Genomic DNA, 24833 nt, shown 5'->3' on the forward strand with positions numbered 1-24833 from the left:
TCAGCGAAGGTCTTCGGGGTTGCGGTCCTTGGTCGGCTCGGTGGTCGGCCGATGCTCCGCCTCGGCCGGACGGTCGAGCTGACGGGGCTGATCGACGGCGGTCGACCCGCCCTCCTTCTCGTTGCCCTTGAGGTCTCGGGTCTCTTCCTTGAACTCGCGGATCGCGCGGCCGCTGCTGCGTCCCAGCCCGGCCAGCCGGCTGCCGCCGAACAGCAGCAGCACCACCGCCAGGATGATCAGGAGCTCGGTGGTACCGAGGCCGAGGATCAGGGGAGTCATTGCACATCCTTGGGTCTGGCGGGGCCTGGTGGTCCCGCATCCACATCGCGCCCGCAGGGGCGTACGCCGTAATCCTAGACACCTTCGCCCAGCACATCCCAACACGTGGCGCCGGGTCCCTCCTCAGCGCCGCGCTCCCTAGTCTGGGGCCGATGTCTGTCGCCACGCTCGCCTGGTTGCTGCTGGCCGGTGTCGCGTCGGGTCTGGTCGGTTATCTGACCGGGCTGGCCTCACTGGTCAGCTATCCCGCCTTGCTGGCCGCCGGGCTGTCCCCGTTGACCGCCAACGTGAGCAACACCCTAGGCCTGGTCGGGGTGGGGGTCGGCTCGACCGCACGGGGGTGGCGTTCGGTGAGTGGGGATCGGTGGATGCTGATCATCCAGTCGATCGTCGCGGCTCTGGGTGGGCTGGGCGGCGCGCTGGTGCTGTTGCACGCCGGGGAGAGCGCCTTCGAGCGGGTGGTTCCGCTGTTGATCGTGGCCGCCTCGTTGGCGGTGCTGGCCCAGCCGTGGCTGCGCCGGATGAGCGGGGAGAAGGAGCACACGGTCGGTTATCTGATCGTGCTCGGGTTGATCTCGGTCTACGGCGGCTATTTCGGGGCCGGCGCCGGGACGATCTATCTGGCCGTGACCTCGATCCTGACCGCGATGTCGTTCGGCCGGGTGATGGTGCTGAAGTCGCTGCTGCTCGGGGTGACCAACCTGGTCGCCGCGATCACCTTCATCTGCTTCGGCCCGGTGAACTGGTGGGCCGCGATCGCCCTCGGTATCGGGTGCATCATCGGCGGCAACCTTGGCCCGGCCGTGCAGAAGCTGCTGCCCGAACGGCTGCTGCGCGTCATCGTCGCGCTCGCCGGGCTGGTGCTCGCCGTCTGGCTCGCGGTGAAGTAGGCCGCTCCCTGGTGTCGGAACCGAGGCCCCGCACAACTCCGGTGTCTCGGTCCGGCAGCAACGAGGGAATGCGAGTCAACGGGGCGCCGGCTGAAATGATGGAGGAGTTGTGCGGAACTCCCTCGACACGCGGAACGGGGGCTTCGACAGGCTCAGCCAACGACAGGCGCGCCCGACAGAGTCAGTCCTCGTACAGGGCGGCGTAGCGGGCGAGAGCCTCGGCGGCGGCGGATCGGGCGCCCTCGGCGGCACTCAGCGGTTCGACCACCCGGACCTCGGGTCCCAGTCGCAGCAACAGCTCGCGCAACCACGCGGGGTCGGCGACCTTCAGGCGTACCGTCACTCCGCCCCCGCGGCGCGGCTGCACCTCCTCGACCGGGTGATATTCGGCCACCCAGGCGGCCGCCCGCGTCAGCTCCAGGGTCACCTCGGGCGCGGTGCCGAGCCGGGTCAGCCAGTCGGCACCGTCCGGCTCCCCAGCGTGCGGGCGTACCGGCTCGTCGATCACCTCGGCGTCGGTCACCCGGTCCAGCCGGAAGCTGCGCCACCCCTCGGCGGCTCCGGGCTCCTCCAGCGGCGGTTCGCTCCACGCGTCGAGGTAGGCGTACCCGTCGTCGACCCGCAGCCGGTACGGGTCCACCACCCGGGTCAGGCTGCGGTTGCGGCTGACCGAGTCGTGGGTGAGTCGCAGGCGTACGCCGTCGGTGAGCGCGCGGCTGACCTGGTCGCGTACCCGCTCGTCGGCGCTGAGCACCCGGACGTTGACCCGCTCGGCCGCGGCCGCCGACTCCCCCGCCAACGGCTGCAGCTTCGCCAGCGCCGTGTCGATCGTGGCGGCGACCTCGGCGTCGGCCACCTCGCGCAGGGTCTGCAGCCCCAGCAGCAGCGGCAGCACCTCGTCCGGGGAGAGCCGCAGCGGCCGGGTCAGATAGTCGGCGTTGCTCAGGTGGATCACCCCGTGACCCTCGACGGCGTCCATGTCGATCTCGATCAGGTCACCGAACCCCTGACCGGGCAGGCCGCAGAAATAGACCACCCACAGGTCGGCGTGCAGCTGTTCGGGGGTGATCCGGAACAGCGCGGCCACCTCGTCGACCCGCGCCCCGGGATTTCGCTGCAGATAGGGCACCAGGGCCAGCAGCCGGCTGACCTGGTCCACCGCCGTGGCGCTCATTCGGCCGCTCCCGCGACCGACTCCAACCGGGCCCGGACCCGCTCGCGCAGCTCGGCCGGTTCCAGCACCAGCACCTCGGCGCCGAGCCCGGCCAGCCGGGCAGCAAAATCGGCCGTGTCGGCATATCCGACCGCGAGCACGTCGAACCCGGCCGGCAGCCGGTCGGCGATCCCCGGATCCGCCTCGGCGGGCTCGGCTCCCCGCCGCAGCCAGGGCGCCCGTTCGGCTCGGACCGCCAGCACGGCCCGATTGCTGCTCGGAGCCGGTTCGAGGCGGACCGCCAACTCACGCAGATCGATGCCGTCCGGCACGGCGTACGCCCCCGGCTTCGACACGGCTCGCGGACCGTCGGTGATCCGCGCCAGCTTGAACATGCGCGGCGCCCTGCGCTTCTGGTCGTACCCGATCAGGTACCACTTTCCCTTCTGGGAAACGATTCCCCACGGTTCGACGGTGCGCAGGGCGGGCTTGACGGCACCGCCGCGGCGATAGCCGAACTCGACCCGGGTCGCGCTCACCACCGCCTGATACAGCGGCTCAAAGGCGGCCTCGCGGGCGGTGACGGTGGGCGCGAGGGCGTCCAACCGATCGGTGTCGGCGGCCAGGCCGGCCGCGCGCAGCTTGGCCAGCGCCAGCTGGGTCGACTCGGCGAGTTGTGCCTGCTGCCAGGCCTGCCCGGCGATCGACACCACCGCGGCCTCCTCTGCGGTGAACTCGACCGGCGGCAGCTCGAAGTCACCGCGCGAGATCCGATAGCCGACCTCGTCGTCCATGCTGGAGTTGCTGCCCACCTCGATCGATACGCCGAGCTGGCGCAGCTCGTCCTTGTCCCGCTCGAAGGTGCGCTCGAAGGCGGCGTCGGTGAGACCGCCGTAGCCGTCGACGGCTTCACGAATCCGTTCCCGGCTGAGGAATCGGGGCGCCGCGAGCAGGCAGATGGTCAGGTTCATGATGCGCTCGGACTTCCGAGGTGCCATGCTGGACCGTCCCCCTTCCGCTGGTCCGTCGAGACTATGGGGACGCTATCAGCCGGGCGCGTAAGAGGTGGGAGGTCAGCCGATGCCGGGTGCCGGACGCTATGCGCCCAGCCCGACCTCGCAGCTGCACCTGGGCAACCTGCGGACCGCGGTGCTGTGCGACCTGTTCGCCCACGCCACCGGCCGGGAGCTACGGCTGCGGATCGAGGACCTGGACACCACCCGGGTCCGCGCCGCCGCCGGGGTCGAGCGGGAACAACTGGCCGATTTGGCCGCCCTCGGGTTGCGCTTCAACGGGCCGGTGGTGCGCCAGTCCGAACGGCTGGAGGCGTACGCCGCGGCGGCGGCCTCGCTGGGCGAGGGGGTGTACGAGTGCTTCTGCACGCGGCGGGAGATCGCCGAGGCGGCCAGCGCCCCGCACGGCGACGGGTATCGGCCCTATCCGGGGACCTGCCGCGACCTCAGCCCGGCCGAGCGCGCCGCGCGACGCCGGGAGCGGCCAGCGGCCCTGCGGATCCGCGGCGAGGGGGCCCGGCAGACGGTCCACGACGAGCTGCACGGGGAGATCACCGGCGAGGTGGACGACTTCGTGCTGCGCCGCGGGGACGGGGTGTGGGCGTACAACTTCGCGGTCGTCGTGGACGACCTGGCGATGGGGGTGGATCAGGTGGTCCGGGCCGATGACCTGCTGTCCTCGGCACCCCGGCAGGCCTGGCTGGCCGAGCGGCTCGGCGGGCAGGCGCCGTCGTACGCGCACGTGCCGCTGGTGCTGAACGCCGACGGGGTACGCCTGGCCAAGCGCGACGGTGCGGTGTCGCTGGCCGATCTGGCGGCCGAGGGGCACACGGTGGACGACGTGCTCGGCTGGATCGGTCGCTCGCTCGGGCTGACGGGCCCCGGTGAGCGGACGGAGCTGGGGGTGCTGCGGGAGCGGTTCGATCCGGCGAGGACACCGCGCGATCCGGTGGTGTTCACCGGGCTCTGAGCCTGTCGGCTCCGGTCAGTCGCCGAGCAGCTTGTGCAGCAGTCGCTGCAACTCCCGCTGTTCGGCCTCGGTGAGCGCGTCCATCGGGAACGGGCTGGCCTGCACCGCGTGAGCCAACTCGCGGCGTACCCGCTGGCCCTGATCGGTCAGGGTGAGCAGCTTCACCCGCCGGTCGGCGCCGGGGACGCGCTCGATCAGTCCCTGCCGCTCGAGCCGGTCGGCGATGCCGGTGATGTTTGAGGCGTCACAGGCCATCTCGGCGGCCAGTTCGCGCATCGGCCGGGGCTTGTGCAGCGTGAACACGGTGCGAGCCTGGGTGGCCGTCAGCCCGCAGCGCTCGACGGCCGCGGCGAACGCCTCCTTGGACCGGTCGGCGGCGCGGATCAGCAGCTGCCCGGTGATCCTCGGCTGAAACGTGTCCTGATCCATGGCCCCCATCCTACCCGAGCTCAACTGTTGACATGATCAACCATATCGCGCATGGTAGATACATGACTACCTCAACCATTGGGAACACCAAAGAATCCAGGACCGCCCCGCGCGGACTCGCCCGAGCGGTCCTCCCGGCCGCCGGCATCGCCCTCGTCGCCAATCTGATCGTGTACGCCGCAGCCCGCGCGCTGGGGGTCGACCTGCTGGTGCAACCACCGACGGCGACCACCCCGGAGCAGGTGACGGCGATCCCCGTCGCCGTGATGTCGGTGGTACCGATGCTGTTGGCTCTGCTGCTCGCGCTCGCAGTGCGCCGCTGGGCTCCCAGGTCCTGGCTGGTGCTGGCCTGGCTGGGCCTGGCCGTCGGTGTCGTGAGCATGCCCGTCTTCGCCCAGGCAACTCCGGCCACCAAGGTGGCGCTGTCGCTGATGCACCTGATCACCGGTGCGTTGTGGTGGCTGCGGGTGCGGGCGGCGGCGCGCCGATGAGCACCCACCGCGGGTTGACCGAGGCCGAGCTGTCCTTCCTGAAAGGCCGGCACTTCTCCGACCTGGGCCGGCTGGCGACCGTCACCCCCGGCGGCGACCCGCACGTGGTGCCTGTCGGCTGGTCGTGGGACGCCGAACTGGGCGTGATCGTGCTCGGCGGGCGGGATGTACCGAACACGGCCCGCTGGAAGCACCTGCAGCACCATCCCGTGGCCGCGCTGAGCATCGACGGGGTCGACACCTTCGCGGGTTGGGCCCCCTGGGGCGTACTGATCCGCGGGAGGGTCGAACTCGACGAGACCCGGGCGGCGATCCTGCTGCACCCGGACCGGGTGCGTCCTGGAGACTCCCCGACTGACCTACTGGCCCGCTGTGGCGTACAGGATGTCGACGAGATAGACGACGGTCTTGCCGGCGGCCGGGTTGGGCGTCGCCGCCGAGGGATCGACCGGGTACGCCTTCTCCGGCGGGGAGACGATCAGCACCCGGGAGCCGACCGGCTGGTTGACCAGGCCCTCCCGCCAGGCGGGCACCAGCTTGGCCAGGGGACCCTCCTCGGGGGCCTTGCCGTAGGTGTCGGCGGTGACCTTGCCGTCCTCCCAGGTGATCGACTGATAGCGCGCGGTGATCGTGTCGGTGGCCTGGACCGGCTTGCCCTTGCCCTTGATCAGCGGCTGGATGACCAGTTCCTTCGGCGGGGCGGCGCCGGCGGGGATGGTCACCTTCGGCGTGTCCCCCTCCATCGCCACGGTGGGCAGGCCCTCCTTGGGCGGCACCGGGTCACCCTCGGCGGAGTTGAGCGGGGTGGAGACGATGTCGACCACGAAGATCAGCGAGTCCCCGACCTGGATGTCTGCCTGCGGGCTGCCGCCCATCGGGTCATAGCCGTCCTTGCCCGGCATGGCGAACACCACCCGGCTGCCGACCTGCTGACCGGTCAACCCCTTCTTGAAGCCCGGTACCACCTGGGCCAGCGGGAAGGTCGCGGTCTGCCCGCGGGAGAACGAGTCGTCGAACTTCTTGCCGGTCCGCCCGTTGACGCCGAAGTAGTTCACCTCGACGGTGCCGCCCTCGGTGATCTTGGCCCCGTTGCCCGGGATGAGCACCTTCGTCCGGGTCTCGTCGATCCCCCAGGGGGCCGGCACGGTGACCTTCGGCTCCTTGTTGGGCTCACCCTCGACCTTGATCGCCTCCAGGTTGTTGGCCGCCGTGGTCTTCACCGGTTCCGGAGTCGGCGTCGCCGAGGTGGTCGGGGCCGCCGAGGGTTCGACACTCGCCGACGGCGCCGGCGTGGCGGCGGGGTCGGCGGGCTGATCCTTCGAGCAGGCCGGCAGCACCAGCAGGGCGGCGGCCAGCAGCGGGGCGGCCACCAGCTTCGGAAGGGCGCGCAGGCTCAGTTTCACAGGTCTTGACCTCGGTCGTTCGCGAACGTGCGGGAGTGCCGATCGGCGACCCCGGCGGTCAACGCTACCCCACCGCGGGCAAACCAGCGGTCCGCCGACGCGGGTTCAGGCGGGGGTACACCTGGTCGGCGGCCGTAGCGCCTCCAGCAGCGCGTCCACCCGCTCGTCGGCGGCGGCGAACGGGTCGGTGCACAGCACCGCCGCATAGAGCGCGGCTCCGGTCACCGGGTTGGGGGTGTGCCAGCTGCGCGCTGGCGGCTCGTTCACCTTGAAGGTGGTCCAGTCGACGGTGTAGTCCGCGCCCGCGTCCTGGGCGGCGCTGACGAACTCACCCCGCAACCGGGCCCGGGTGGTCTGCGGTGGCGTACGCCGGGCCCGTTCGACCACCGCCTCGTCGACGATCGTGTCCACGGCACCGCGCTCGCGGAGCAGGGCGTACAACCCGCGGCCCGGCCGCAGGTCGTGGTAGGCCAGATCGAGCTGCGCGATCCGCGGGTCGTCCAATCCCAGACCGGCGCGATCGGCGTACCGGTGCAGGAGCCGTTGCTTGATCACCCAGTCGATCTCGCGCTCCAGGCCGCTGGTGTCGCGCGCCTCCAGCGCGCTGAGCACCTTGCGCCAGAGCCCGAGCACCCGTTCCAACTGCGGGCCCGGAGGCCCGCTGCGCTCGACGAGCTCCGTCACCGCCTGAAGGTAGGCCTGCTGCAACTCCAGACCCGTGATGCTGCGGCCATTGGCCAGGGGTACGGCGGCCCGGCCGAACGGGTCGCGGGAGAGTTCGCGGACCGCGCGGGTCGGGTTCTCCAGGGTGAAGTCCCGCAGCGCGGCGCCCGACTCGATCAGCCGCAGCACCAGTTCGGTGGAGCCCACCTTGAGCAGGGTGGTCGGCTCGGCCAGGTTGGAGTCACCGACGATCACGTGCAGTCGGCGAAAGCGGGAGGGATCGGCGTGCGGTTCGTCGCGGGTGTTGATCATCGGGCGCATCCGGGTGGTCGCCGAGGACACCTCGTCCCACATGTGCGCGGCGCGCTGGGAGACCACGAATTGTCCACCGGGCAACAGTTTCCCGGCGCCAGCGATCAGCTGGCGGGAGACCAGGAACGGAATCAGCACCTGGGCCACGTCGGGAAACCCGCTGGTTCGGGCCACCAGATAGTTCTCGTGGCAGCCGTAGGAGTTCCCGTGCGAGTCGGTGTTGTTCTTGAACAGGTAGACCTCCGCCTCGTCGGCGGACTCCTCCCGCATCCGCTTGGCGGCCTCTACGCCCAATTCGTCCACGATCCGCTCGCCGGCCTGGTCGTGGGCGAGCAGTTGCAGCAGGTCGTCGCACTCGGCGGTGGCATATTCGGGGTGCGACCCGACGTCGAGATAGAGCCGGGATCCGTTGCGCAGGAACACGTTGCTGGAGCGGCCCCAGGCCACCACCGACCGGAACAGGGTGCGAGCGACCTCTTCGGGGCTGGGCCTTCGCTGACCAGGGGTGGAGCAGGACACCCCGTATTCGGTCTCCAGACCGTAGATCCGGCGGGTCAGGAAGGGCTGCTCCATTCCGCGAGTCTAGTGATGCCGTGACGTGTGACCTGCAGTCTGTCCGAAGGGGTGGGTGCGAAACCCAGTCCCACTGGGTTTGATCATGGTCGGTTTCGGAGACTGCAGGTCAGACGCCCCCGCAGCAGGAGGGCGGAGCCCCCACTGTTCACATGCCGGCGGCGTCGAACAGCTTGCCCAACTCCTCGCGGGTCAGCTCGCGGGTCTCCCCCAGCGGCAACCGGCCCAGGCGCACCGGGCCGAAGGCGATCCGGGACAGCTTGCGGACCGGGAACCCGATCGCGTCCATCAGCCGGCGGACCACCCGGTTGGCGCCCGAGTGCAGGGTGATCTCGAGCATCGTCCGCTCGGTGTGCGGGCTGCGGGAGACCAGTTTCACCTTGTCGGGGCGGACGAACCCGTCCTCGAGCTTGACGCCCTTCTCGAGCCGCTTGATCGCCGCGTTGTCCATCACCCCGCTGACCTCGGCCAGATAGACCTTGGCGATCTCATAGGAGGGGTGCGACAGCCGCTGCGCCAGGTCACCGTCGTTGGTCATCAGCAACAGCCCGGTGGTTTCCCCGTCGAGCCGCCCCACGTGGAACAGCCGCGGCACGTTGCGGGGCAGGAACTCGCTCAGGTCGGCCCGGCCCTCGGGATCATCCATCGTCGAGATCACCCGGGCGGGCTTGTTCAGCGCCAGATAGACGTGTCGGCGGGCCGGCGGAATCCGGGAGCCGTCGACGCGGATGGTGTCGCGTTCGGGGTCGACCCGCGTGCCCTGCTCGATCACCACATTGCCGTTCACCTCGACCCGGCCCTCGTCGATCAGCTGTTCGGCGGCGCGGCGGGAGGCGATCCCGGCCTGGGCCAGGACCTTCTGCAGGCGTACGCCTTCGGCCTCGGTCACTGGTTCTCCTCGGTGATGGCGGATTGCTCGGTCGGTTCGGCAGGTCCGGTGGCGGCAGCCTCGAGGGTCGGGGTCTCCACCAGGCTGCTCAGCTCGGCCTCCAGCTCGGCCGCCTCGGGCAGATAGGGGGCGAGCGCCGGCAACTCGCTGAGTGAGTTGATGCCCAGCTTCTCGCAGAACAGCTCACTGGTGCGAAACAGCATCGCCCCGGTCTCCTCGTCGTGACCGGCCTCGGCGATCAGTCCGCGGGCGGTGAGCGTACGCATCACCCCGTCGACGCTCACCCCGCGGACCGCGGCCACCCGGGTCCGCGAGATCGGCTGCAGGTAGGCCACCACGGCCAGGGTTTCCAGCGCTGCCTGGGAGAGCTTGGCCTGCTGCCCGTCGAGCACCCAGCGGTTGATCAGCTCGGCATGTTCGGCCCTGGTGTAGTAGCGCCAGCCGCCGCCGACGTGGCGCAGCTCGAACCCGCGGCCGGTGCGGTCATAGAACACGGCGAGCTCGGAGAGCACCTCGATCACCTGCTCCACCGGGGCCTGGGTCGCCTCCGCGAGGGTGGCCGCGGCCATCGGCTCCTCGGCCATCAGCAGCAGCGCCTCGACCGCCCCCGCCAGGTTTTCGGGTACGCCGGGCTCGGCGAACCGCTCCGACTCGTGGGTCTCAGTCATCATCCTCCTCGGGGTGGGTGGCTTCGACAGGCTCAGCCGACGCACCGACAGGCTCAGCCGACGCGTCTTGATCGTCATCATCGTCGCCGTCGGAGGGTGGCTCGTCGAACTCGGCGGAGATGTCCAGGTCACCGGAGTCGGCACCCGTCCAGCGAACCGTCAACTCCCCCAGCGGGGTGAGCTGCTCGAAGCTGACCGCCCGCTCCCGGAACAGCTCGAGCAGGGCCAGGAAGCGGCAGACCGTGGTCACCCGGTCCGGCGAGTCACCGGTCAGTGCGCGGAAGGTGAGCGTGCGGGCGCGGCGCAGCCGGTCGACGACGACCTGGGCCTGCTCGACCACGCTGACCCGGGGGGCGTGCAGGTGGGTGAGCGACACCTCGACCGCCTGCTTCGGCGCCATCGCACGGGCGGCCAGGGCGGCCAACTGGTCGGGGGTGAGGTCGAGTCGCACCTCGGGCAACAGCGTGGCGTACCGGTCCTCGAATCCGCCCGGTCGCGGATGCCGCAGGCTCTCGCTGGCCAGTCGTTCGGCAAGCCAGCCGGACACCTGCTTGAACGCGCGATACTGCAGCAGCCGGGCGAACAGCAGGTCGCGGGCCTCCAGCAGCGCCAGGTCCTCGGGGTCGTCGACCTCCCCGCTGGGGATGAGCCGGGCGGCCTTGAGGTCAAGCAGGGTCGCCGCCACCAGCACGAACTGGCTGGTCTGCTCCAGGTCCCACACCTCGCCACCGGCCTTGACGTGGGCGATGAACTCGTTGGTCACCCGGGACAACGCCACCTCGGTGATGTCGAGCTTGTGCTTGGCGATCAGCTGCAGCAGCAGATCGAAGGGGCCCTCGAAGTTGTCCAACCGCAACGTGAACCCGTCGCGATGCACCACTTCGGCGGCGCCGGCGTCGACGGCGGCGCCGACGGCCTCGGTCACGATTCGGCGAGCCTGCGCAGCAGTTCGGAGTTCGTCCCGCTCTCGGCCAGGTCATCGAGTGCCAGCGCCACGGCCTCGCGGACGATGCGGCCGCGGTCGACCGCCAGACCGTGCTCCGCGCGCAGGGTGAGCCGCGCCTGCTCGAGGCGTACCAGCTCTTCCCGGCTCACGTAGACCGTGATCTTGTCGTCATGGCGGACCCGCCCGCTGCCGCGCTGACCGGGCCGGTTCGGGGTCCGCTCGGGCGCGCCCAGTTCATCGCCGGGAGCGTTTCCCCGGAGGACCTCGGCGGATCCGGGGGCAGTTACTTTGCGCGGCATCGCGTCAGCACCTCACGAGCCAGTGTTCGGTACGCCTCCGCCCCGGGCGAGGAGGATGCGTACGTGGTGATCGGTTCCCCGGCCACGGTGGTTTCCGGGAACTTGACGGTCCGACGGATCACCGTGTGGAAGACGGTTTCTCCGAAGGCTTGCACGACCCGTTCCAGCACCTCTCGGCTGTGCAGGGTCCGAGAATCGTACATGGTTCCGAGGATACCTGTGACCTCCAGTTTTGGGTTGAGGCGCTCCTGAACCTTGGAAATGGTGTCCGTGAGCAGCGCGATCCCGCGCAGGGCGAAGAACTCGCACTCCAGCGGCATGATCACCCCGTCACTGGCGGTGAGTGCGTTGATGGTCAGCAGACCGAGGCTCGGGGCGCAGTCGATCAGGATCACGTCGTAGTGGTCCTTGACCCGCTCCAGCACCCGCGCCAGCACCTGCTCGCGGGCCACCTCGCTGACCAGCTGCAGTTCGGCCGCCGACAGGTCGATGTTGGACGGCAGCAGGTCCATCCCCTCGACCACGGTGGAGTCGATCACCTCGTCGATGTCGGTACCGCGCTCCATCAGCAGGTTGTAGACGCTCAGCTCCAGGGTGTGCGGGTTCACCCCCAGCCCCACCGACAGCGAGCCCTGCGGGTCGAAGTCGACCAGCAGCACCCTGCGCCCGGTCTCGGCCAGGGCGGCCCCCAGGTTGATGGTGGTGGTCGTCTTGCCCACCCCGCCCTTCTGGTTGCACATGGAGATGACGTAGGCGTTCTTCGGCCCGGGTTCGGGGGCCGTCGGCTCGGGGAGGTTCGGCCAGGGGCGACCGGTCGGCCCGAGTGCTGGCCCGGTTTCCGAGTTGTCGGCGTGCTGGGCTGGCGCGGGCCGTTCGGCCGGGTTCGGTTCGGTCTCGAACAGCGTCTCGGCCGGCTGTTCGGGTTCGCTCGGGCGTACGCCGGTGTCCTCCGGCGGTGCAAAACGTCCATGGTCGAGCGAAGACACCCGGTTCCCTCCTGTTGACTGCGGTCGTCCGCCCGAGCCTAGTACGCCCGGGGGTGTGCCGTCAGGTAGGTCTCGCGCAGATGGTCCACCGTGACCAGGGTGTAGATCTGGGTGGTGGTCACCGAGGCGTGACCCAGCAGCTCCTGCACGACGCGGACGTCGGCGCCCCCGTCGAGCAGGTGGGTGGCGTAGGAGTGGCGCAGCGTGTGCGGGGAGATCTCGACCTCCAGCTTCGCCGTCTCGGCCGCCGCCTGCAGCGCCGCCCAGGCGCTCTGCCGGGAGAAGCGGGTGCCGCGGGCGTTCAGCAGCAGCGCCGGGGTGCTCTTCTTCGACCGCGCAGCCAACTGGGGCCGGCCGCGCACCAGCCACGCGTCGAGCGCCTCCCGGGCGAATCCGCCGACCGGCACCAGCCGCTCCTTGTTGCCCTTGCCGATCAACCGCAAGCCCTGATCGGGATCGGCGTCCGGCCCGAGCAACCGGGACACGTCGTCCACGTCGAGCGCCGTCACCTCGGAGATCCGGGCGCCGGTGCCATAGAGCAGTTCGAGCAGGGCGCGGTCCCGCAGCCCGGTCACGGTGTCGGTGTCGGGGGCGGCGAGCAGGGCCTCCACCTGGGCCAACGACAACGCCTTGGGCAGGCGTACGCCGGGCCGGGGCGGTTGCACCTGGGCGGCGGGGTTCTCGGCGGTGATCCCCTCCTCGAGGGCGAACCGGTGCAGGCTGCGCACGGCGACCACGGCCCGGGCCACGCTGGCGGGGGCCAGCGCGGGGCGGTCGCCGTCGGCGCTGCTCAGCCAGGCCAGGTGGGCCGTGACCTCGGCCGGGGTGACCGCGCCGGGCTGGGTCACTCCGCGCCCGGCCAGGAATTCGGCGTACCGGGTGAGGTCGCGGCGATAGCCGGAGACGGTGTGTTCGCTCAGCCCGCGTTCCACCGTCAGGTGGGCCAGATAGTCGCGGACCAGCCGCTCAAGCTCGTTGCTCGCCACTGTCGCCCTCGGCGGGCTCGGTGTCCTGGTCGGGCATCGGCGCGGCGGATCGCAGGGCGGCGACCTCGTGCCGGGCCGGCCACGGTGCGTCGGCCGGGCGCAGCTGGTCGAGCCGGTCCCGGGCCGCCCACAGCGCCAGGCAGCCGGCGACCAGGCTGGGGCTCTGCAGCCGGCCGGCGAGGATTCCGTCGACCAGCTCGACCAGCGGCACCCGGTAGTGCTCGAGATGGGCCTCCTCGCCCTCGAAGCTGAACCCTTCGGGCACCGGGGCCGCGCTCAGTCCGGTGGCGAGGTACATCCGCAGCGTCTCGCTCACCCCGCCGGGGGTGGTGACGACGTCGACCAGCACCCGCCAGTCGCGGGCGGCCAGCTGGGCCTCCTCGGCCAACTCCCGTTCCGCGGCCTTCTGGTACGCCTCGGCGCGCACGTCGAGCAGCCCGGCCGGCGGCTCGACCAGCCGCAACCCGAGCGGGTGGCGATACTGCCCGAGCACGATCACGTTGCCGTCGTCGTCCATCGCGATCACCCCGACCGCGCCACAGTGGTCGACCCAGTCGCGCACCATCGATTCGCCGTCGGGGGTCTGCACCCGGTCACTGAGGTAGTCGAACATCCGGCCGCTGCCGATCAGCCGACGTTCTGTGACCGGCCAGTGCTCGGGCAGGTCGGCCACCTCACTCCCGGTCCGCAGCGGGAAGCGGTCGGCGGGGAAGTCGGTGTCACTCACCGTTGCCCGGCCCGGTCCGTCTGGTCGGAATCGTCGTCCTGGTTGGAATCCACGGCCGGGTGCTCGGTGCTGGTTCCGCCGACCGGACGCTCCTCCTCGTCCCACAACCGGGTGCTGCGCTGGTTGCGGATCGCCGCGCGGATCAGCCCGGAGAACAGCGGGTGCGCCTTGGTCGGGCGCGACTTGAGCTCCGGGTGGGCCTGGGTGGCGACATAGAACGGGTGGGTGGCTGCGGGCAGCTCGACGAACTCGACCAGCTGGGAGTCGGGTGAGGTGCCGCTGATCACCAGACCGTGCGCCTCGAGGTCGTCGCGATAGGCGTTGTTCACCTCATAGCGGTGCCGGTGCCGCTCCTCGACCCGGTGCACCCCATAGAGCCCGGCGACGACCGACCCGCGGGTCAGCTCGGCCGGATAGCTGCCCAGGCGCATCGTGCCGCCGAGGTCGCCCTCGCCGGAGACGATGTCGACCTGCTCGGCCAGGGTGGCGATCACCGGGTGCTCGGTGCCGGGGTCGAACTCGGTGGAGGCCGCATCGGGCATCTCGGCGACATTGCGGGCAAACTCGATCACCATGCACTGCAGGCCCAGGCATAGGCCCAGGGTCGGGATGCGGTTCTCCCGGGCGTACCGCAGCGCGCCGAGCTTGCCCTCCACCCCGCGGATGCCGAACCCGCCGGGGACGCAGATGCCGTCCACGTCGCCGAGGTGCTCGCGGGCGCCCTCGGGGGTGGCGCATTCGTCGGAGGCGACCCAGCGCACGTTCACCTTGGCGCGGTGGTGGAATCCGCCGGCCCGCAGCGCCTCGACCACCGACAGATAGGCGTCGGGCAGGTCGATGTACTTGCCGACCAGCGCGATGGTCACCTCGTCGGTCGGGTTGTGCACCCGGTCGAGCAGGTCATTCCAGCTGGTCCAGTCGACGTCACGGAAGGGCAGGTCGAGCTTGCGGACGACGTAGGCGTCCAGCCCTTCGGCGTGGATCACCCGGGGGATGTCATAGATCGACGGGGCGTCGAAGGCGGTGACGACGGCCTCCTCCTCGACATCGCACATCAGCGCGATCTTGCGCTTCACGCCGTCGGGCAGGTCACGGTCGGCGCGGCAGACGATCGCATCGGGCTGCAGACCGACCTGGCGCAGCTGGGCCACCGAGTGCTGGGTGGGCTTGGTCTTCAGTTCCTTGGACGGGCCGATGTAGGGCACCAGCGACACGTGCAGGAAGAACGCGTTCTCCCGGCCGACCTCGCGCCGGGCCTGGCGGGCGGCCTCGAGGAACGGCAGCGATTCGATGTCGCCGACGGTGCCGCCGATCTCGTGGATCACCACATCGATGTCGGGGCCCTCCATCGCCAGCATCTCGTCCTTGATCTCGCCGGTGATGTGCGGGATCACCTGCACGGTGTCGCCGAGGTAGTCACCGCGTCGCTCCTTGGCGATCACCTGCGAATAGACCTTGCCGGTGGTCACGTTGGCGTCGGCGCTCAGGTTGACGTCGAGGAAGCGCTCGTAGTGGCCGATGTCCAGGTCGGTCTCGGCGCCGTCCTCGGTGACGAACACCTCGCCGTGCTGGAACGGGTTCATGGTGCCGGGATCCACGTTGAGATAGGGATCCAGCTTCTGCATGGTGACCCGCAGCCCGCGCGCGATCAACAGGCTGCCCAGGCTCGAGGCGGTGAGCCCCTTGCCGAGCGATGACGCGACGCCCCCGGTGACGAATACGTGCTTGGTCTTCTTGGCGGCTCCCACGGGTTTTCAGCCTATCCTCTCGCCGCGGTTTGTACATCCCGCCGCGCCCGGGCGCGGTCGGGGCAGCGCGGTTGTCAGGCAGTCGTCCAGCGCCGCAGTCAGCGGAGCGTGCCGACGAAGCCGCCCAGCCGACGCAGCTGGCGCAGCCGGGCCTCCCAGGTCACCCCCATGCCGACCAGCAGGATGCCGGCCGCGGCCAGCAGCACCCAGCGCGGCAGGTACGCCGCCAGCGGCCACAGCTCGGTGAGCGCCAGCAGCGTGAGGCCGACCGCACCGACCAGCAGCAGCGTCCCGCGGCGGGTGAGGGCACCGCTCACCAGGCAGGCGAGCAGGGCGAGGCCGACCAGCAGCGCTCGTGGAGAGACGGGTTCGGACAGCGCCAGGGCCCAACTGCCGGCCAACCCGAGCAGCAGTCCCGGCAGCAGGTTGGTCCAGGAGTTGCCCCGGCCGGCGCGCAGCCGGAGCAGGCCCCAGGCGAGCAGGGCCACCGCCGGCGGCACGGTGTAAACCTCCAGGGTGCTCAGCCCGCTCAGCGACAGCCGCAGCCACAGCGCGCCGGTGAGCAGCACGCCGGCCGGCCAGAAATACCAGGCAGCCGACCGAGAGAGGAAACCCGCCGTGAGCAGGCCGATCCCCAGCCCCAGCGCGATCAGCCACAGTTGCGGGGCCTCGGCGCGGACCAGGATGACCGCGACCAGCCCCCAGTAGCAGCCGGCACCCACCGCCAGCACCCGATCGGCGCCCGGGCCGAGCCGCGCCGAGGCGCACCAGGCCAGCGCCGCGAGTCCGGTCAGCAGATGGGCCACGAGGTCGTGGCCGGGGCTGGTCCAGTCGAGTCGTGCGAGGTCGACGACAAGCCAGAGCGCCCACGGCAGGACCAGGGCGGCGAAGCCGAGCCCCACGTGGCGCCAGCGGTGCTGGGTGAGGCCCCACGCCGCGCTGAGCAGCACGGCCATCACGGCGGCAACGGTTGCCGGGGCCCGGCTGGCCACCACGTAACCGTGTCCGGCCAGCACCACCAGCGCCGGTGCGGCGCACCACAGCGCGGTCCGGGACCGGGCGTACGCCGCCAGACCCAGCAGGATCGCACCCGCCAGGCAGAGGATCGAGATGGACAACCAGGGCCGGTCGCCGGCGACCAGCGTGATCGCCACCGCGAGCACCCCGAACGGTGCCAGGTCACGCCAGCCGAACTCGCTGTGCCGGGCCCCGGTCAGCCAGGGTCCGAGCCGGCCGGTCCCCGTCTGCGGATCGCCGGCAGGCCAGAACCGGAGACGTCGATTGAGCCGGTGTCCCCGCGCCTGGATCCGGGCGGGCCGGAGCAGGCCGATGGTGAGCAGGCTGGCCAGCACGAAACCGGGGGCGGCGAGCTGCCACGGTTTGAACGGTTGGTTGCCGCTGCTCACCCAGCCGTAGAGGATCGTGGACAGCAGGGCTGCCCAGGCGCTCACCCCGACCAGTGCCCCGGGCAGCACCGCACCGATGGCCAGCCGCCGCCCGATCCCGGGGCGCCGGTGCAGCACCAGCAGTGCCACCAGGGTGACGGCATACCAGGCGAGGTCGAGCGCAACCGGGTCGCGCAGCGCGCCGTGCAGGGCGGCGATCACGGTTGTGGACAGCAGTACGCCGGTGGCGACGCCCAGCGCGCGGGCGACGCGGCTGAGGTGTGTGAGGCGGGCCGTGACCAGCCAGATCGCGGCGACGGCCAGGATGGGCCAGGCACTCGCCCATCGCTCCAGCCCCGGCAGCGGATTGGACCCACCCCAGGCCAGCATGGTCAACCCGCGCAGCGCGGCGACTCCGGAGCACAGCGCGCCGGCCGCGGCCAGGCCGTGACGGAGCACCGGGAACGACTGGGTACGCGACCGCAGATGCACCCCCGCCCCGACCAGCGCGGGCAGAACCAGCACGAGCTGACCTCCGTGACCGGGCAACGGTGTCTCGGAGGTGGCCACGGCGGCCCCGATCCCCCACAGCCAGCCGACCAGGGCGGTCAGCTGGGGCGCCAGCAGTGGGGATCGGCGGGTGAACAGGCACCAGGCGAGGCTGACCGTGAACACCGCGGCGCCCCCGAGCAGGTGGGCCTGGCTGGCACTCAGTCCGAGCAGGGTGCCCAGCGCAAACCCGGTGGCGGCGGTGACGGCGACCGACACCGCCGCCAGGGCCTCGGCACTGGCCCGCAGCCCGCGTCGCCGGCTGACTTCGCTGCCGGCGGCGAACAGGGCAGCGGTGGTCAGCAGCACCGCACCGCGGGTGAGCAGACCGAGGCGGTCCCAGGAGACCGCGACGAACACCGCGGCGGCGATCGCCAGGCACAGGGCACCGATGGCGAGCAGCAGCCAGCCGATCGATCGGCCGTCGCGGCGGCGCACCGGATTTGCCGCTGGAGCCGCAGGCATGGGCGCACCGACCGCCAACGGCCACCGCTGCTGTTCGGGCGGCTCCGGGGCCGGGCGCATCTCGGCGAACCGTTCGGCGACGATGGTCGCGGTGAGTTGGTCGGCCCGCTGCAGGGTACGCCCCAGCTCGGCGACGCGGGGTGAGGCGAGGTCCACCCCGCACCCGGGGCAGCGGCCGGCCGGCGGCTGCAGCAGCGCCGCACAGAGCGGGCAGCGTCCCGGATCGAACCAGCGAGTCGCCCTCATCCTCCCCAGTGTGACCTCACGCGGGGCCATCCCGGGCCCGAGCTCAGCCGAGCAGGGTGAACAGGTCGGTACGCATGGTCTCTGGATCGGCGTCGGGGGTGGGCTGGGTGACGTAGACCTCCCAGAACGGGAATGCCGGTCGGTGGCCCTGCTCGGCCAGGTTGGTCATGAACTCCTGCCAGGCCGACCCCAGTCCGGCGTACCCGCCGAGATAGCTGGTCCGGGCCACCCGGCCCGCGGGGGTCTCGGAAGGCTCGAGGGTGATCCCGTTGCTGCCGGTGACCCTGTCGCTCACTCTGCCCTGCAGCGGTACGCCCACCTCGAGGTCGCAGCTGTCGGTCGGGATGCGGTGGTGCAACGAAAAGGCCGGTCCGCCGGGTGTCGCCCCCACCCGGGCCAGCAGTTCGGGAAACTCGGCGGAGAACACCCCGTCGAACAGCTCGGTCATCCGATCCAGCGGATGGTCGGTGGCGCGGTGCACCAGCGTGGGCATCGCCTCGACGTTGAAGATCTCGATCCCCTCGGCGGGGGCGTTCAGGTCAGGGCTCTCGGTCATGGCCGAAACGCTACCCGCGGGCACCTGGCGCCGTCTTCTCCGATGTTGCCCGCTTCCCCTGCTGCGGCGCGCGGGCGGGCCCGGCGCTGCCCCGCCCGGCCTCGGCCAGCAGCTCCCGGGCGTGCGCCAGCGAGCTTTCGCTCGTCTCGATACCGGCCATCATCCGGGCGAGTTCGGCCTCCCGGTCGGGGCCGTCGACCAGGCGTACGCCGGAGGTGGTGACCTGGCCGTCGGAGGCCTTCTGCACCACCAGGTGGCGATCGGCGAAGGCGGCGACCTGGGCGAGGTGGGTGACCACGAGCACCTGGTGGTGCTCGGCGAGCCGGGCCAGCCGGCGCCCGATCTCCACCGCGACCCGGCCGCCGACGCCGGCGTCCACCTCGTCGAAGACGAAGGTGGTGCGCTCCTCGGCGTCGGCGAGCACCACCTCCAGCCCGAGCCGGATCCGGGAGAGTTCACCGCCGGAGGCCACCTTCGCCAGCGGCCGCGGCTCGGAGCCGGGGTTGGCGGTGAACTGCAGCACCACCTGGTCGGCGCCGTGCGGGCCGAGCCGGTCCAGCGCGGTGAGCGCGAACTCCAGCCGGGCGTGCGGCATGGCCAGGGCGGCCAGTTCCTCGATCACGGCCGCGGCGAGCCGGTCCGCGGCGGCGGTCCGCAGTCGGGTCAGCTCGGCGGCCCGCTCGGCCAACCGCTTGTCGAGCGACGCGATCTGGGTGACGAGTTCAGCGATCCGGTCGTCGTCACCGGTCAGCCCGCCGAGCCGGGCGGCCGCCTCGCCGGCCCACGCGAGCACGTCGTCCACGGTGTCGCCGTATTTGCGGGTCAGCCCCTGCAGGGCCGAGCGGCGGGCCGCGATCGCCTCCAGCCGGGCCGGATCGGCCTCCAGACCTGCCAGATAGCCGGACAGGTCCTGGGCCAGTTCGCCGGCGAGCACCATCACCTCGCCGGCTCGCCCGGCGAGCTGTTCCAGTTCGGGATCCTGCCCCGCCGCCGCATCGAGCGCCTTGCGCGCGGTGGCGGCCGCGGTCAACGCCGAGCCGGCGTCGATCGAGTCCTCGTCACCGGCCAGTGCCACAACGGCGGTGTGCGCGGCCAGCCTGAGGTCATCCACCGCCTGCAACCGTTGGGCCTCGGCGGCCAACTCGGCGTCCTCACCGGGTTGCGGGTCGACCTGCGCCACCTCGTCGAGTCCGAACCTGAGCAGATCCGCCTCGCGGGCCCGCTCCCGGGCGTGTTCGCGCAGGCTGCCCAACTCGGCAGCGGCTGCCTCGCGGGCCCGATGGTCGGCGCGATAATCGGCGAGCACGGTGGCCAGCTCCGGCCCCGCGGCACGGTCGAGCAACTCGCGTTGGCGGGTGGGTGCGGCCAGGCGTACCTGTTCGGACTGGCCGTGGATGGTGACCAACCGTTCGGCCACCTCCTGCTGCGCCGAGGCGGGTACGCCGGCCCCGCCGACGAAGCTGCGGGAGCGTCCGCTGCTCAGCTGGCGGGCGACCAGCAGTTCTTCGTCATCCAGTTCTCCGCCCAGCTCGGTCACCTGTTCGGCGACCCCGGCGGGCAGATTGGCGAACACCCCTTCCACGCGGGCCCTGTCCGCGCCGCGGCGAATGGCGCCGGGGTCGGCCCGCAGCCCGAGCAGCAGTCCCAGTCCGGTGACCACCATGGTCTTGCCGGCGCCGGTCTCGCCGGTGACCACGGTGAGCCCCGCAGGGAGCTCGATCGTCGCCTCGTCGATCACCCCCAGGTTGGTGATCCGCAGCTCGCTGATCACCTCGGGCGGGCCTCCGCGGCGCCCCGCCAGCCCTCCACCCGCAGGTCGAACTTGCGCACCAGCCGATCGGTGAACGGAGCCATCGACAGCCGGGCCAGCAGCAGCCGGTGCTCCCCCGCCGCGACCTCGACCTCCATCCCGCCGGTGATGTCGACCGAGCGTCGCCCGTCGCACCAGACCACGCCGTGGTTGTCGAAGCTGACCAGGGGCTGCACGGTGATGTTGGAGGTGGGGCCGAGCACCATCGGCCGGGCGAAGAGGGCGTGGGCCGACAGCGGTACCACCAGCAGTGCGTCCACCTCGGGCCAGATCACCGGCCCGCCGGCGGAGAAGGCGTACGCCGTCGAACCGGTCGGGGTGGCGACGAGGACGCCGTCGCAGCCCCAGCGGTGCAGGGGTCGGTCGTCGATCGCGACCAGCACCTCAAGCATCCGCTCCCGGGCGGCCTTCTCCAGGGAGACCTCGTTGACCGCGAAGGAGCGCCAGATCTCCGCGCCGCCGTCGAGCCGGGGGCGGTCACGGACCACCACCTCGACCGTCATCCGCTCCTCGACGGTGTACCCGCGGTCCACGACGGCGGTCACCACCTGGTCCAGCTCGTGTGATTCGGCCTCGGCCAGGAAGCCGACGTGGCCGAGGTTGACCCCGAGCAGCGGCACATCGCGGGGCAGCGCCCACTCGGCCCCGCGCAGGATGCTGCCGTCGCCGCCGAACACGACCGCGAGCTCGCAGTCGGTGTCGGCGAGCCTCAGGTCGAGTGGTTCGACGCTGAGCCCGGCCAGTCGGTCGGGCATGAACTCCAGGTCGTCGGCTGGGATCAGGCTGGTGATCCCGCGGGCGGTCAGGCCGGCCACGAAGCGGGCGGCGGCGGCGATCGCCTCCTGCCGATGCCGGTGGGTGAGCACGGCGACGCGGCGGTCGGACTGATCCTGGTCTGCCGGCTCGTTCACCCGGCCAGCATAGGGGCTCACCCGGACACCCAGAGGAAGTATTCGACGTTGCCCGACGGCCCGGGCAGGCGGCTGCGAAAGCGCCCGCGGCAGGTGCGTCCGTACGCCTCAGCGGCGGCCTGTACGCGGTCGACGGCCTGCTGCCGCAACGCCTCCTCGCGCACCACCCCTGCTTTGCCGAGCCGCTCCCGGCCGACCTCGAACTGGGGTTTCACCAGCAGCAGGGCCTCCCCTGTCGCGGAGAGCACCGAGCAGAGCGGGCCGAGCAGCAGTCGCAGCGAGATGAAGGAGACGTCGGCGACAATCAGCTCGACCGGCTCGCCGTCGGTGTGCTCCAGGGTCAGTTCGCGCAGGTTGGTCCGTTCGTGCACCACCACCCGCGGGTCGGTGCGCAGGCTCGGATGCAGCTGGTCGGTGCCGACGTCGACCGCGAACACCCGTTCGGCACCGCGCTCGAGCAGCACCTGGGTGAAGCCGCCGGTGGACGAGCCGGCGTCCAGCACCCGCCGCGGCACCCCGACGCCGGTGTCGTCCAGCACACCGAGCAGCTTCTCCGCGGCGCGGGAGACGTAGTGGTCTGCCCGGTCGAGCGTCGGCCGTTCCCCCGCCGGCAGGTCGGTCGCGGGTCGGCGTACCACTTGCTCGGCAACGCTGACGTGGCCCTCGCGGATCAGTTCCGCGGCGTGTCCGCGCGACCGCGCCAGCCCGAGCTCGACCAGCGCCGCGTCGAGCCGCACCGGTCAGGCTCCGCCCGCGGCCGAGTGGTTGCCGGCGCCGGTGGATTCGTCATCGGGGTCGGAGAGGACACGGTGCAGGTCCTCGTGGGCCCGGGCCAGGGCATCGTGGTGTTCGGTCAGTGGTCGTTCGGCGAGGTCGGCCAGATCGGCGAGCACCCCATCGACCCGGGCGTGCCCGGTCGTGGGGACCGGCCCCGGATCCTTGGCCTGCTGCGGTTCGGTCACGGCGTCTCCTGTTCGGCTCAGCTGAGTTCGGAAAGCTGCTGCAGGGCCGCGGCGGTGCCAGACTCGGCCGGGTCACTGCCCGGCGGGAGCAACGCCAGCAGTGCTCGCAGGGCGTCCAGCTGCTGGCCGGGGGTCGAGAGCGGTCCGTCGACGGCGAAACCGTCGCCGCGGCGGCGTACGCACCCCTCCCCGCACCGCGCGGTGTCGCCGTCCAGCTCGACTTCCGCGGCGGGTTCGAGCAGGGCGCGCAGGTCGTGGCCCAGGTGGTCGGGGCGGTGCGTCGCGGCGACCAGCTCGGCCTTGCCGTGGGCACCGGTGAACACGAACAGGCTGGTCATGCCGACGGCCGCGGCGCCGTCGATGTCGGTGTCGATCCGGTCGCCGACGAAGATCGGGCGCTCGGCGCCGAGCCGGCGTACGGTCTCCTCCAGCAGCGGCGGGCAGGGCTTGCCGGCGACCAGCGGATCGACCTCGACCGCCTGCCGCAGGGCGTTGATCTGGGCGCCGGCGCCGGCGACCAGTCCGCGGTCGGTGGGGCGGTTGGAGTCGGTGTTGGTGGCGACCCACAGCGCCCCGGCCTGGATCGCGAACCCCGCCTCGTCGATCAGCCGCCACGGCAGGTCGGGGTGGTACCCCTGGATCACCGCCGCCGGGGGCTGCTTCCCGGCCGACACCGGCCGCAGCCCGACCGCGCGGACCTCGGCGGCCAGCGCGTCGGTGCCGACGACCAGGATCGGGGCGTCGGCGGCCACTCGCTCGGCGAGCAGCCGCGCCCCGGCCTGGGATGAGGTGACCACGTCAGCCTGTTCTGCCGGTACGCCCAGCTCGACCAGGTGTTCGGCCACCGCGGCGGGGGTGCGGGCGGCGTTGTTGGTGACGAACCCGACCCGGGCGCCGCGCTCGCGCAGGGCGGCGATCCCCTCGGCGGCACCGGGCACCGGCTCGGGCCCGAGATAGACGACACCGTCCAGATCGAACAGCGCGGCGTCATGGGCGTCGACGAGAGCGGTCACCGCTGTTCCAGTCCGGTTTCCGCCGGGTAGTCCCGGGTCGCGGCGGGCTGCTCGTCGTCGGTCTCCGGCTGGGCGTCGTCGTCCTCGGTCTCGTCGAAGTCGATCACCAGGCCCTCGAGCTGGGCGACGCGTTCGTCTGCGTCGGTCTCGCCGGCGGAGTCGAGCTTGGCGGCGGCGCCGAACCAGGTGTGCGCTCCGTCGCGGTCCCCCGCCTCGAGGAGCTGTTCGGCGTACGCGTAGCGCAGCCGGGCCGCGCTGGTTGCGGGAACACGCCTGCCGCGGGACCCCTGGATCTCGGACTCGAGCAGCCGGCGGGCCTCGGCGTGCTGGCCCTGATCGGCGCGGGCGCCGGCCTCGACGATCCGCATCTCGATCCGGGTGGCCGGGTCGAGGTCGAGTCGTTCGGCCTGCCGCGCCAGCTTGAGCGCCTCGTCGGGGCGGCCCAGGGCGCGCTCGCAGTCGGCCATCACCGGCAGGTATTCGTCGCCTCCGCTCATCCGTCGCAGTGCGCGGTATTCACTCAGTGCGGCGGCGAAGTCTGCGGCGGCGTACGCGGTCTCGGCGACCGCGGCGCGCACCACAGGGAGCCGGGAGGCGAGCCGGCGGGCGACCTTGGCGTGCGCGTACGCGAGCTCAGGCTCGAGGTCGACCAGGAGCCCGGCGGCAAGCAGCCGGGGACCGACCTTGTCGGCCAGGTCCAGCGGCAGGCCCTTCAGTTCGGCCTTGACCCCGCGCGGCAGCTGCCGCAGGTCCAGGTCCTCGGGGAGCTGCGGATCGGGGCCACCTTGGCCGGAGCGGGTGGGGCGCCGTCTCGGCTCGTCGGTCCGGTCGTCGCGGCGAAACTGGGGGCGTTCGGTACGCCCACGCGTGTCCTCGCCCTGTCGGCGGGAACGGGAATCGCCGTCGCGGCGGGGACGGGAACCTCCAGTTCCACGAGAATCGCGGCGATCACCGTCGGCCGAGTCGCGACCTCGGGAGGGCCCGCTGCGACCGGTGGACGGCCGGCGGCGGTCCTCCCGGTCCTGGGGTCCGGCATCATCACGGCGTCGGCGCTCGCCACCCCCGCGACTAGCACCGCCGTCGCCGCGGCCCGAGCCCCGCGCGTCACGGCCGGGACGGCCGGCTCCCGAGTCGCGTCGACCGGAGCCACCGCGTCCGGATCCGGAGCCGCGGCCCCTGTTGTCACCGGTACGCCGGCCCTCGTCTTCTGCCACCCGCCAATCCTGCCGGAGTGGCCGCAGCGACGCAAAGCAGGCGCTCGCTCAGGGAACCTGACTGGTCCGCTCGTTCCTCGCTCGCTCAGGGACCGGCTTCGACAGGCGCAGCCAACGTCAGAGAACGCAAAAACACCTCAGGGCGGCTCCGAAGAGCCACCCTGAGGTGTTGTATTGTCCGGCGACGTCCTAGTCTCCCACACACTCCCGTGTGCAGTACCTTCGGCGCTGAGAGGCTTAACTTCCGGGTTCGGAATGGAGCCGGGTGTTTCCCTCTCGCCATGATCACCGAAACAC

25 protein-coding genes and 1 rRNA gene are annotated in these 24833 nt (G+C 71.6%); 3 read left to right on the forward strand and 23 right to left on the reverse strand.

Annotation, left to right across the window (positions count from 1 at the left end; all coding sequences use genetic code 11):
• A complete protein-coding gene (tatA, locus tag CGZ93_RS09330) occupies nucleotides 1-279 on the reverse strand; it encodes a twin-arginine translocase TatA/TatE family subunit (protein WP_229117326.1) in 279 nt (92 codons plus the stop codon).
• A 152-nt stretch (nucleotides 280-431) separates the two neighbouring features.
• Between tatA and CGZ93_RS09335 the strand changes: the two genes are divergently transcribed.
• Complete coding sequence (locus CGZ93_RS09335; RefSeq protein WP_094363838.1) at nucleotides 432-1169, forward strand: sulfite exporter TauE/SafE family protein; 738 nt, start codon at nucleotides 432-434, stop codon at nucleotides 1167-1169.
• A 181-nt stretch (nucleotides 1170-1350) separates the two neighbouring features.
• Here the strand turns inward: CGZ93_RS09335 and CGZ93_RS09340 are convergent, their stop codons facing one another.
• A complete protein-coding gene (locus CGZ93_RS09340) occupies nucleotides 1351-2343 on the reverse strand; it encodes a helix-turn-helix transcriptional regulator (RefSeq protein ID WP_094363839.1) in 993 nt (330 codons plus the stop codon).
• Nucleotides 2340-3320 carry a helix-turn-helix transcriptional regulator gene (locus CGZ93_RS09345; RefSeq protein ID WP_094363840.1) on the reverse strand — a complete coding sequence of 327 codons (981 nt, stop codon included), beginning with the start codon at nucleotides 3318-3320 and terminating at the stop codon, nucleotides 2340-2342. Before CGZ93_RS09345 ends, CGZ93_RS09340 begins: the two co-directional genes overlap by 4 nt.
• Nucleotides 3321-3402: 82 nt before the next feature.
• On the opposite strand from CGZ93_RS09345, the gene gluQRS reads away from it, so the two are divergent.
• Nucleotides 3403-4305: a tRNA glutamyl-Q(34) synthetase GluQRS gene (gene gluQRS, locus CGZ93_RS09350; protein ID WP_094363841.1), complete on the forward strand. Its 903-nt coding sequence runs from the start codon at nucleotides 3403-3405 to the stop codon at nucleotides 4303-4305.
• A gap of 15 nt (nucleotides 4306-4320) precedes the next feature.
• On the opposite strand, the gene CGZ93_RS09355 is transcribed toward gluQRS, so the two are convergent.
• Complete coding sequence (locus CGZ93_RS09355; RefSeq protein ID WP_176451706.1) at nucleotides 4321-4734, reverse strand: MarR family winged helix-turn-helix transcriptional regulator; 414 nt, start codon at nucleotides 4732-4734, stop codon at nucleotides 4321-4323.
• Between the two features lie 62 nt (nucleotides 4735-4796).
• Between CGZ93_RS09355 and CGZ93_RS09360 the strand changes: the two genes are divergently transcribed.
• On the forward strand, nucleotides 4797-5225 hold the full coding sequence (locus CGZ93_RS09360) for a DUF6069 family protein (RefSeq protein ID WP_094363843.1): 429 nt from the start codon (nucleotides 4797-4799) through the stop codon (nucleotides 5223-5225).
• A gap of 359 nt (nucleotides 5226-5584) precedes the next feature.
• Here CGZ93_RS09360 and CGZ93_RS09370 read toward each other — a convergent pair whose 3' ends face one another.
• The 19 genes from CGZ93_RS09370 to rrf all read right to left on the reverse strand — a co-directional run bounded on the left by CGZ93_RS09370 (nucleotide 5585) and on the right by rrf (nucleotide 24829).
• Nucleotides 5585-6628, reverse strand: a complete 1044-nt coding sequence (locus CGZ93_RS09370) for an FKBP-type peptidyl-prolyl cis-trans isomerase (RefSeq protein WP_176451707.1) — start codon at nucleotides 6626-6628, stop codon at nucleotides 5585-5587.
• Nucleotides 6629-6733: 105 nt separating this feature from the next.
• Nucleotides 6734-8176: a Pup--protein ligase gene (gene pafA, locus CGZ93_RS09375; RefSeq protein ID WP_229117327.1), complete on the reverse strand. Its 1443-nt coding sequence runs from the start codon at nucleotides 8174-8176 to the stop codon at nucleotides 6734-6736.
• A 148-nt stretch (nucleotides 8177-8324) separates the two neighbouring features.
• A complete protein-coding gene (locus CGZ93_RS09380; protein ID WP_094363845.1) occupies nucleotides 8325-9065 on the reverse strand; it encodes a pseudouridine synthase in 741 nt (246 codons plus the stop codon).
• Nucleotides 9062-9733 carry an SMC-Scp complex subunit ScpB gene (gene scpB / locus CGZ93_RS09385; protein WP_229117328.1) on the reverse strand — a complete coding sequence of 224 codons (672 nt, stop codon included), beginning with the start codon at nucleotides 9731-9733 and terminating at the stop codon, nucleotides 9062-9064. Before scpB ends, CGZ93_RS09380 begins: the two co-directional genes overlap by 4 nt.
• Nucleotides 9726-10658 carry a segregation and condensation protein A gene (locus tag CGZ93_RS09390; RefSeq protein WP_094363847.1) on the reverse strand — a complete coding sequence of 311 codons (933 nt, stop codon included), beginning with the start codon at nucleotides 10656-10658 and terminating at the stop codon, nucleotides 9726-9728. The genes scpB and CGZ93_RS09390 overlap by 8 nt, the downstream gene beginning before the upstream one ends.
• Nucleotides 10655-10978, reverse strand: coding sequence for a hypothetical protein (locus CGZ93_RS09395; protein ID WP_094363848.1), 324 nt, complete (start codon nucleotides 10976-10978; stop codon nucleotides 10655-10657). Before CGZ93_RS09395 ends, CGZ93_RS09390 begins: the two co-directional genes overlap by 4 nt.
• Complete coding sequence (locus tag CGZ93_RS09400; protein WP_094363982.1) at nucleotides 10963-11880, reverse strand: ParA family protein; 918 nt, start codon at nucleotides 11878-11880, stop codon at nucleotides 10963-10965. Before CGZ93_RS09400 ends, CGZ93_RS09395 begins: the two co-directional genes overlap by 16 nt.
• A 122-nt stretch (nucleotides 11881-12002) precedes the next feature.
• Nucleotides 12003-12950 carry a site-specific tyrosine recombinase XerD gene (locus CGZ93_RS09405; protein ID WP_094363849.1) on the reverse strand — a complete coding sequence of 316 codons (948 nt, stop codon included), beginning with the start codon at nucleotides 12948-12950 and terminating at the stop codon, nucleotides 12003-12005.
• The gene (locus CGZ93_RS09410; RefSeq protein WP_094363983.1) at nucleotides 12931-13563 is read right to left on the reverse strand and encodes an NUDIX domain-containing protein; all 633 of its coding nucleotides are present in this window, start codon (nucleotides 13561-13563) and stop codon (nucleotides 12931-12933) included. The genes CGZ93_RS09405 and CGZ93_RS09410 overlap by 20 nt, the downstream gene beginning before the upstream one ends.
• A 110-nt stretch (nucleotides 13564-13673) precedes the next feature.
• Nucleotides 13674-15425: a CTP synthase gene (locus CGZ93_RS09415; protein ID WP_094363850.1), complete on the reverse strand. Its 1752-nt coding sequence runs from the start codon at nucleotides 15423-15425 to the stop codon at nucleotides 13674-13676.
• 98 nt (nucleotides 15426-15523) lie between these two features.
• The gene (locus CGZ93_RS09420; RefSeq protein WP_094363851.1) at nucleotides 15524-18070 is read right to left on the reverse strand and encodes an SCO7613 C-terminal domain-containing membrane protein; all 2547 of its coding nucleotides are present in this window, start codon (nucleotides 18068-18070) and stop codon (nucleotides 15524-15526) included.
• 43 nt (nucleotides 18071-18113) lie between these two features.
• Nucleotides 18114-18626: a hypothetical protein gene (locus CGZ93_RS09425; RefSeq protein WP_094363852.1), complete on the reverse strand. Its 513-nt coding sequence runs from the start codon at nucleotides 18624-18626 to the stop codon at nucleotides 18114-18116.
• 10 nt (nucleotides 18627-18636) lie between these two features.
• The gene (recN, locus tag CGZ93_RS09430; RefSeq protein WP_094363853.1) at nucleotides 18637-20397 is read right to left on the reverse strand and encodes a DNA repair protein RecN; all 1761 of its coding nucleotides are present in this window, start codon (nucleotides 20395-20397) and stop codon (nucleotides 18637-18639) included.
• Nucleotides 20394-21368 (reverse strand): NAD kinase, encoded by a 975-nt coding sequence (locus tag CGZ93_RS09435; protein ID WP_407643933.1) that lies wholly within the window; start codon nucleotides 21366-21368, stop codon nucleotides 20394-20396. The genes recN and CGZ93_RS09435 overlap by 4 nt, the downstream gene beginning before the upstream one ends.
• Complete coding sequence (locus CGZ93_RS09440) at nucleotides 21365-22084, reverse strand: TlyA family RNA methyltransferase (RefSeq protein ID WP_094363855.1); 720 nt, start codon at nucleotides 22082-22084, stop codon at nucleotides 21365-21367. The genes CGZ93_RS09435 and CGZ93_RS09440 overlap by 4 nt, the downstream gene beginning before the upstream one ends.
• Nucleotides 22085-22087: 3 nt before the next feature.
• Nucleotides 22088-22309, reverse strand: a complete 222-nt coding sequence (locus CGZ93_RS09445; RefSeq protein WP_094363856.1) for a hypothetical protein — start codon at nucleotides 22307-22309, stop codon at nucleotides 22088-22090.
• Nucleotides 22310-22326: 17 nt separating this feature from the next.
• Nucleotides 22327-23322, reverse strand: a complete 996-nt coding sequence (locus CGZ93_RS09450) for an HAD-IIA family hydrolase (protein ID WP_094363857.1) — start codon at nucleotides 23320-23322, stop codon at nucleotides 22327-22329.
• Nucleotides 23319-24536 (reverse strand): tetratricopeptide repeat protein, encoded by a 1218-nt coding sequence (locus CGZ93_RS09455; RefSeq protein ID WP_094363858.1) that lies wholly within the window; start codon nucleotides 24534-24536, stop codon nucleotides 23319-23321. The genes CGZ93_RS09450 and CGZ93_RS09455 overlap by 4 nt, the downstream gene beginning before the upstream one ends.
• A 176-nt stretch (nucleotides 24537-24712) precedes the next feature.
• Nucleotides 24713-24829, reverse strand: a 5S ribosomal RNA gene (rrf, locus tag CGZ93_RS09460).
• Between the last annotated feature and the right edge of the window lie 4 nt (nucleotides 24830-24833).

The organism is Enemella dayhoffiae (assembly GCF_002250625.1).
GTDB classification, from domain to species: Bacteria; Actinomycetota; Actinomycetes; order Propionibacteriales; family Propionibacteriaceae; genus Enemella; species Enemella dayhoffiae.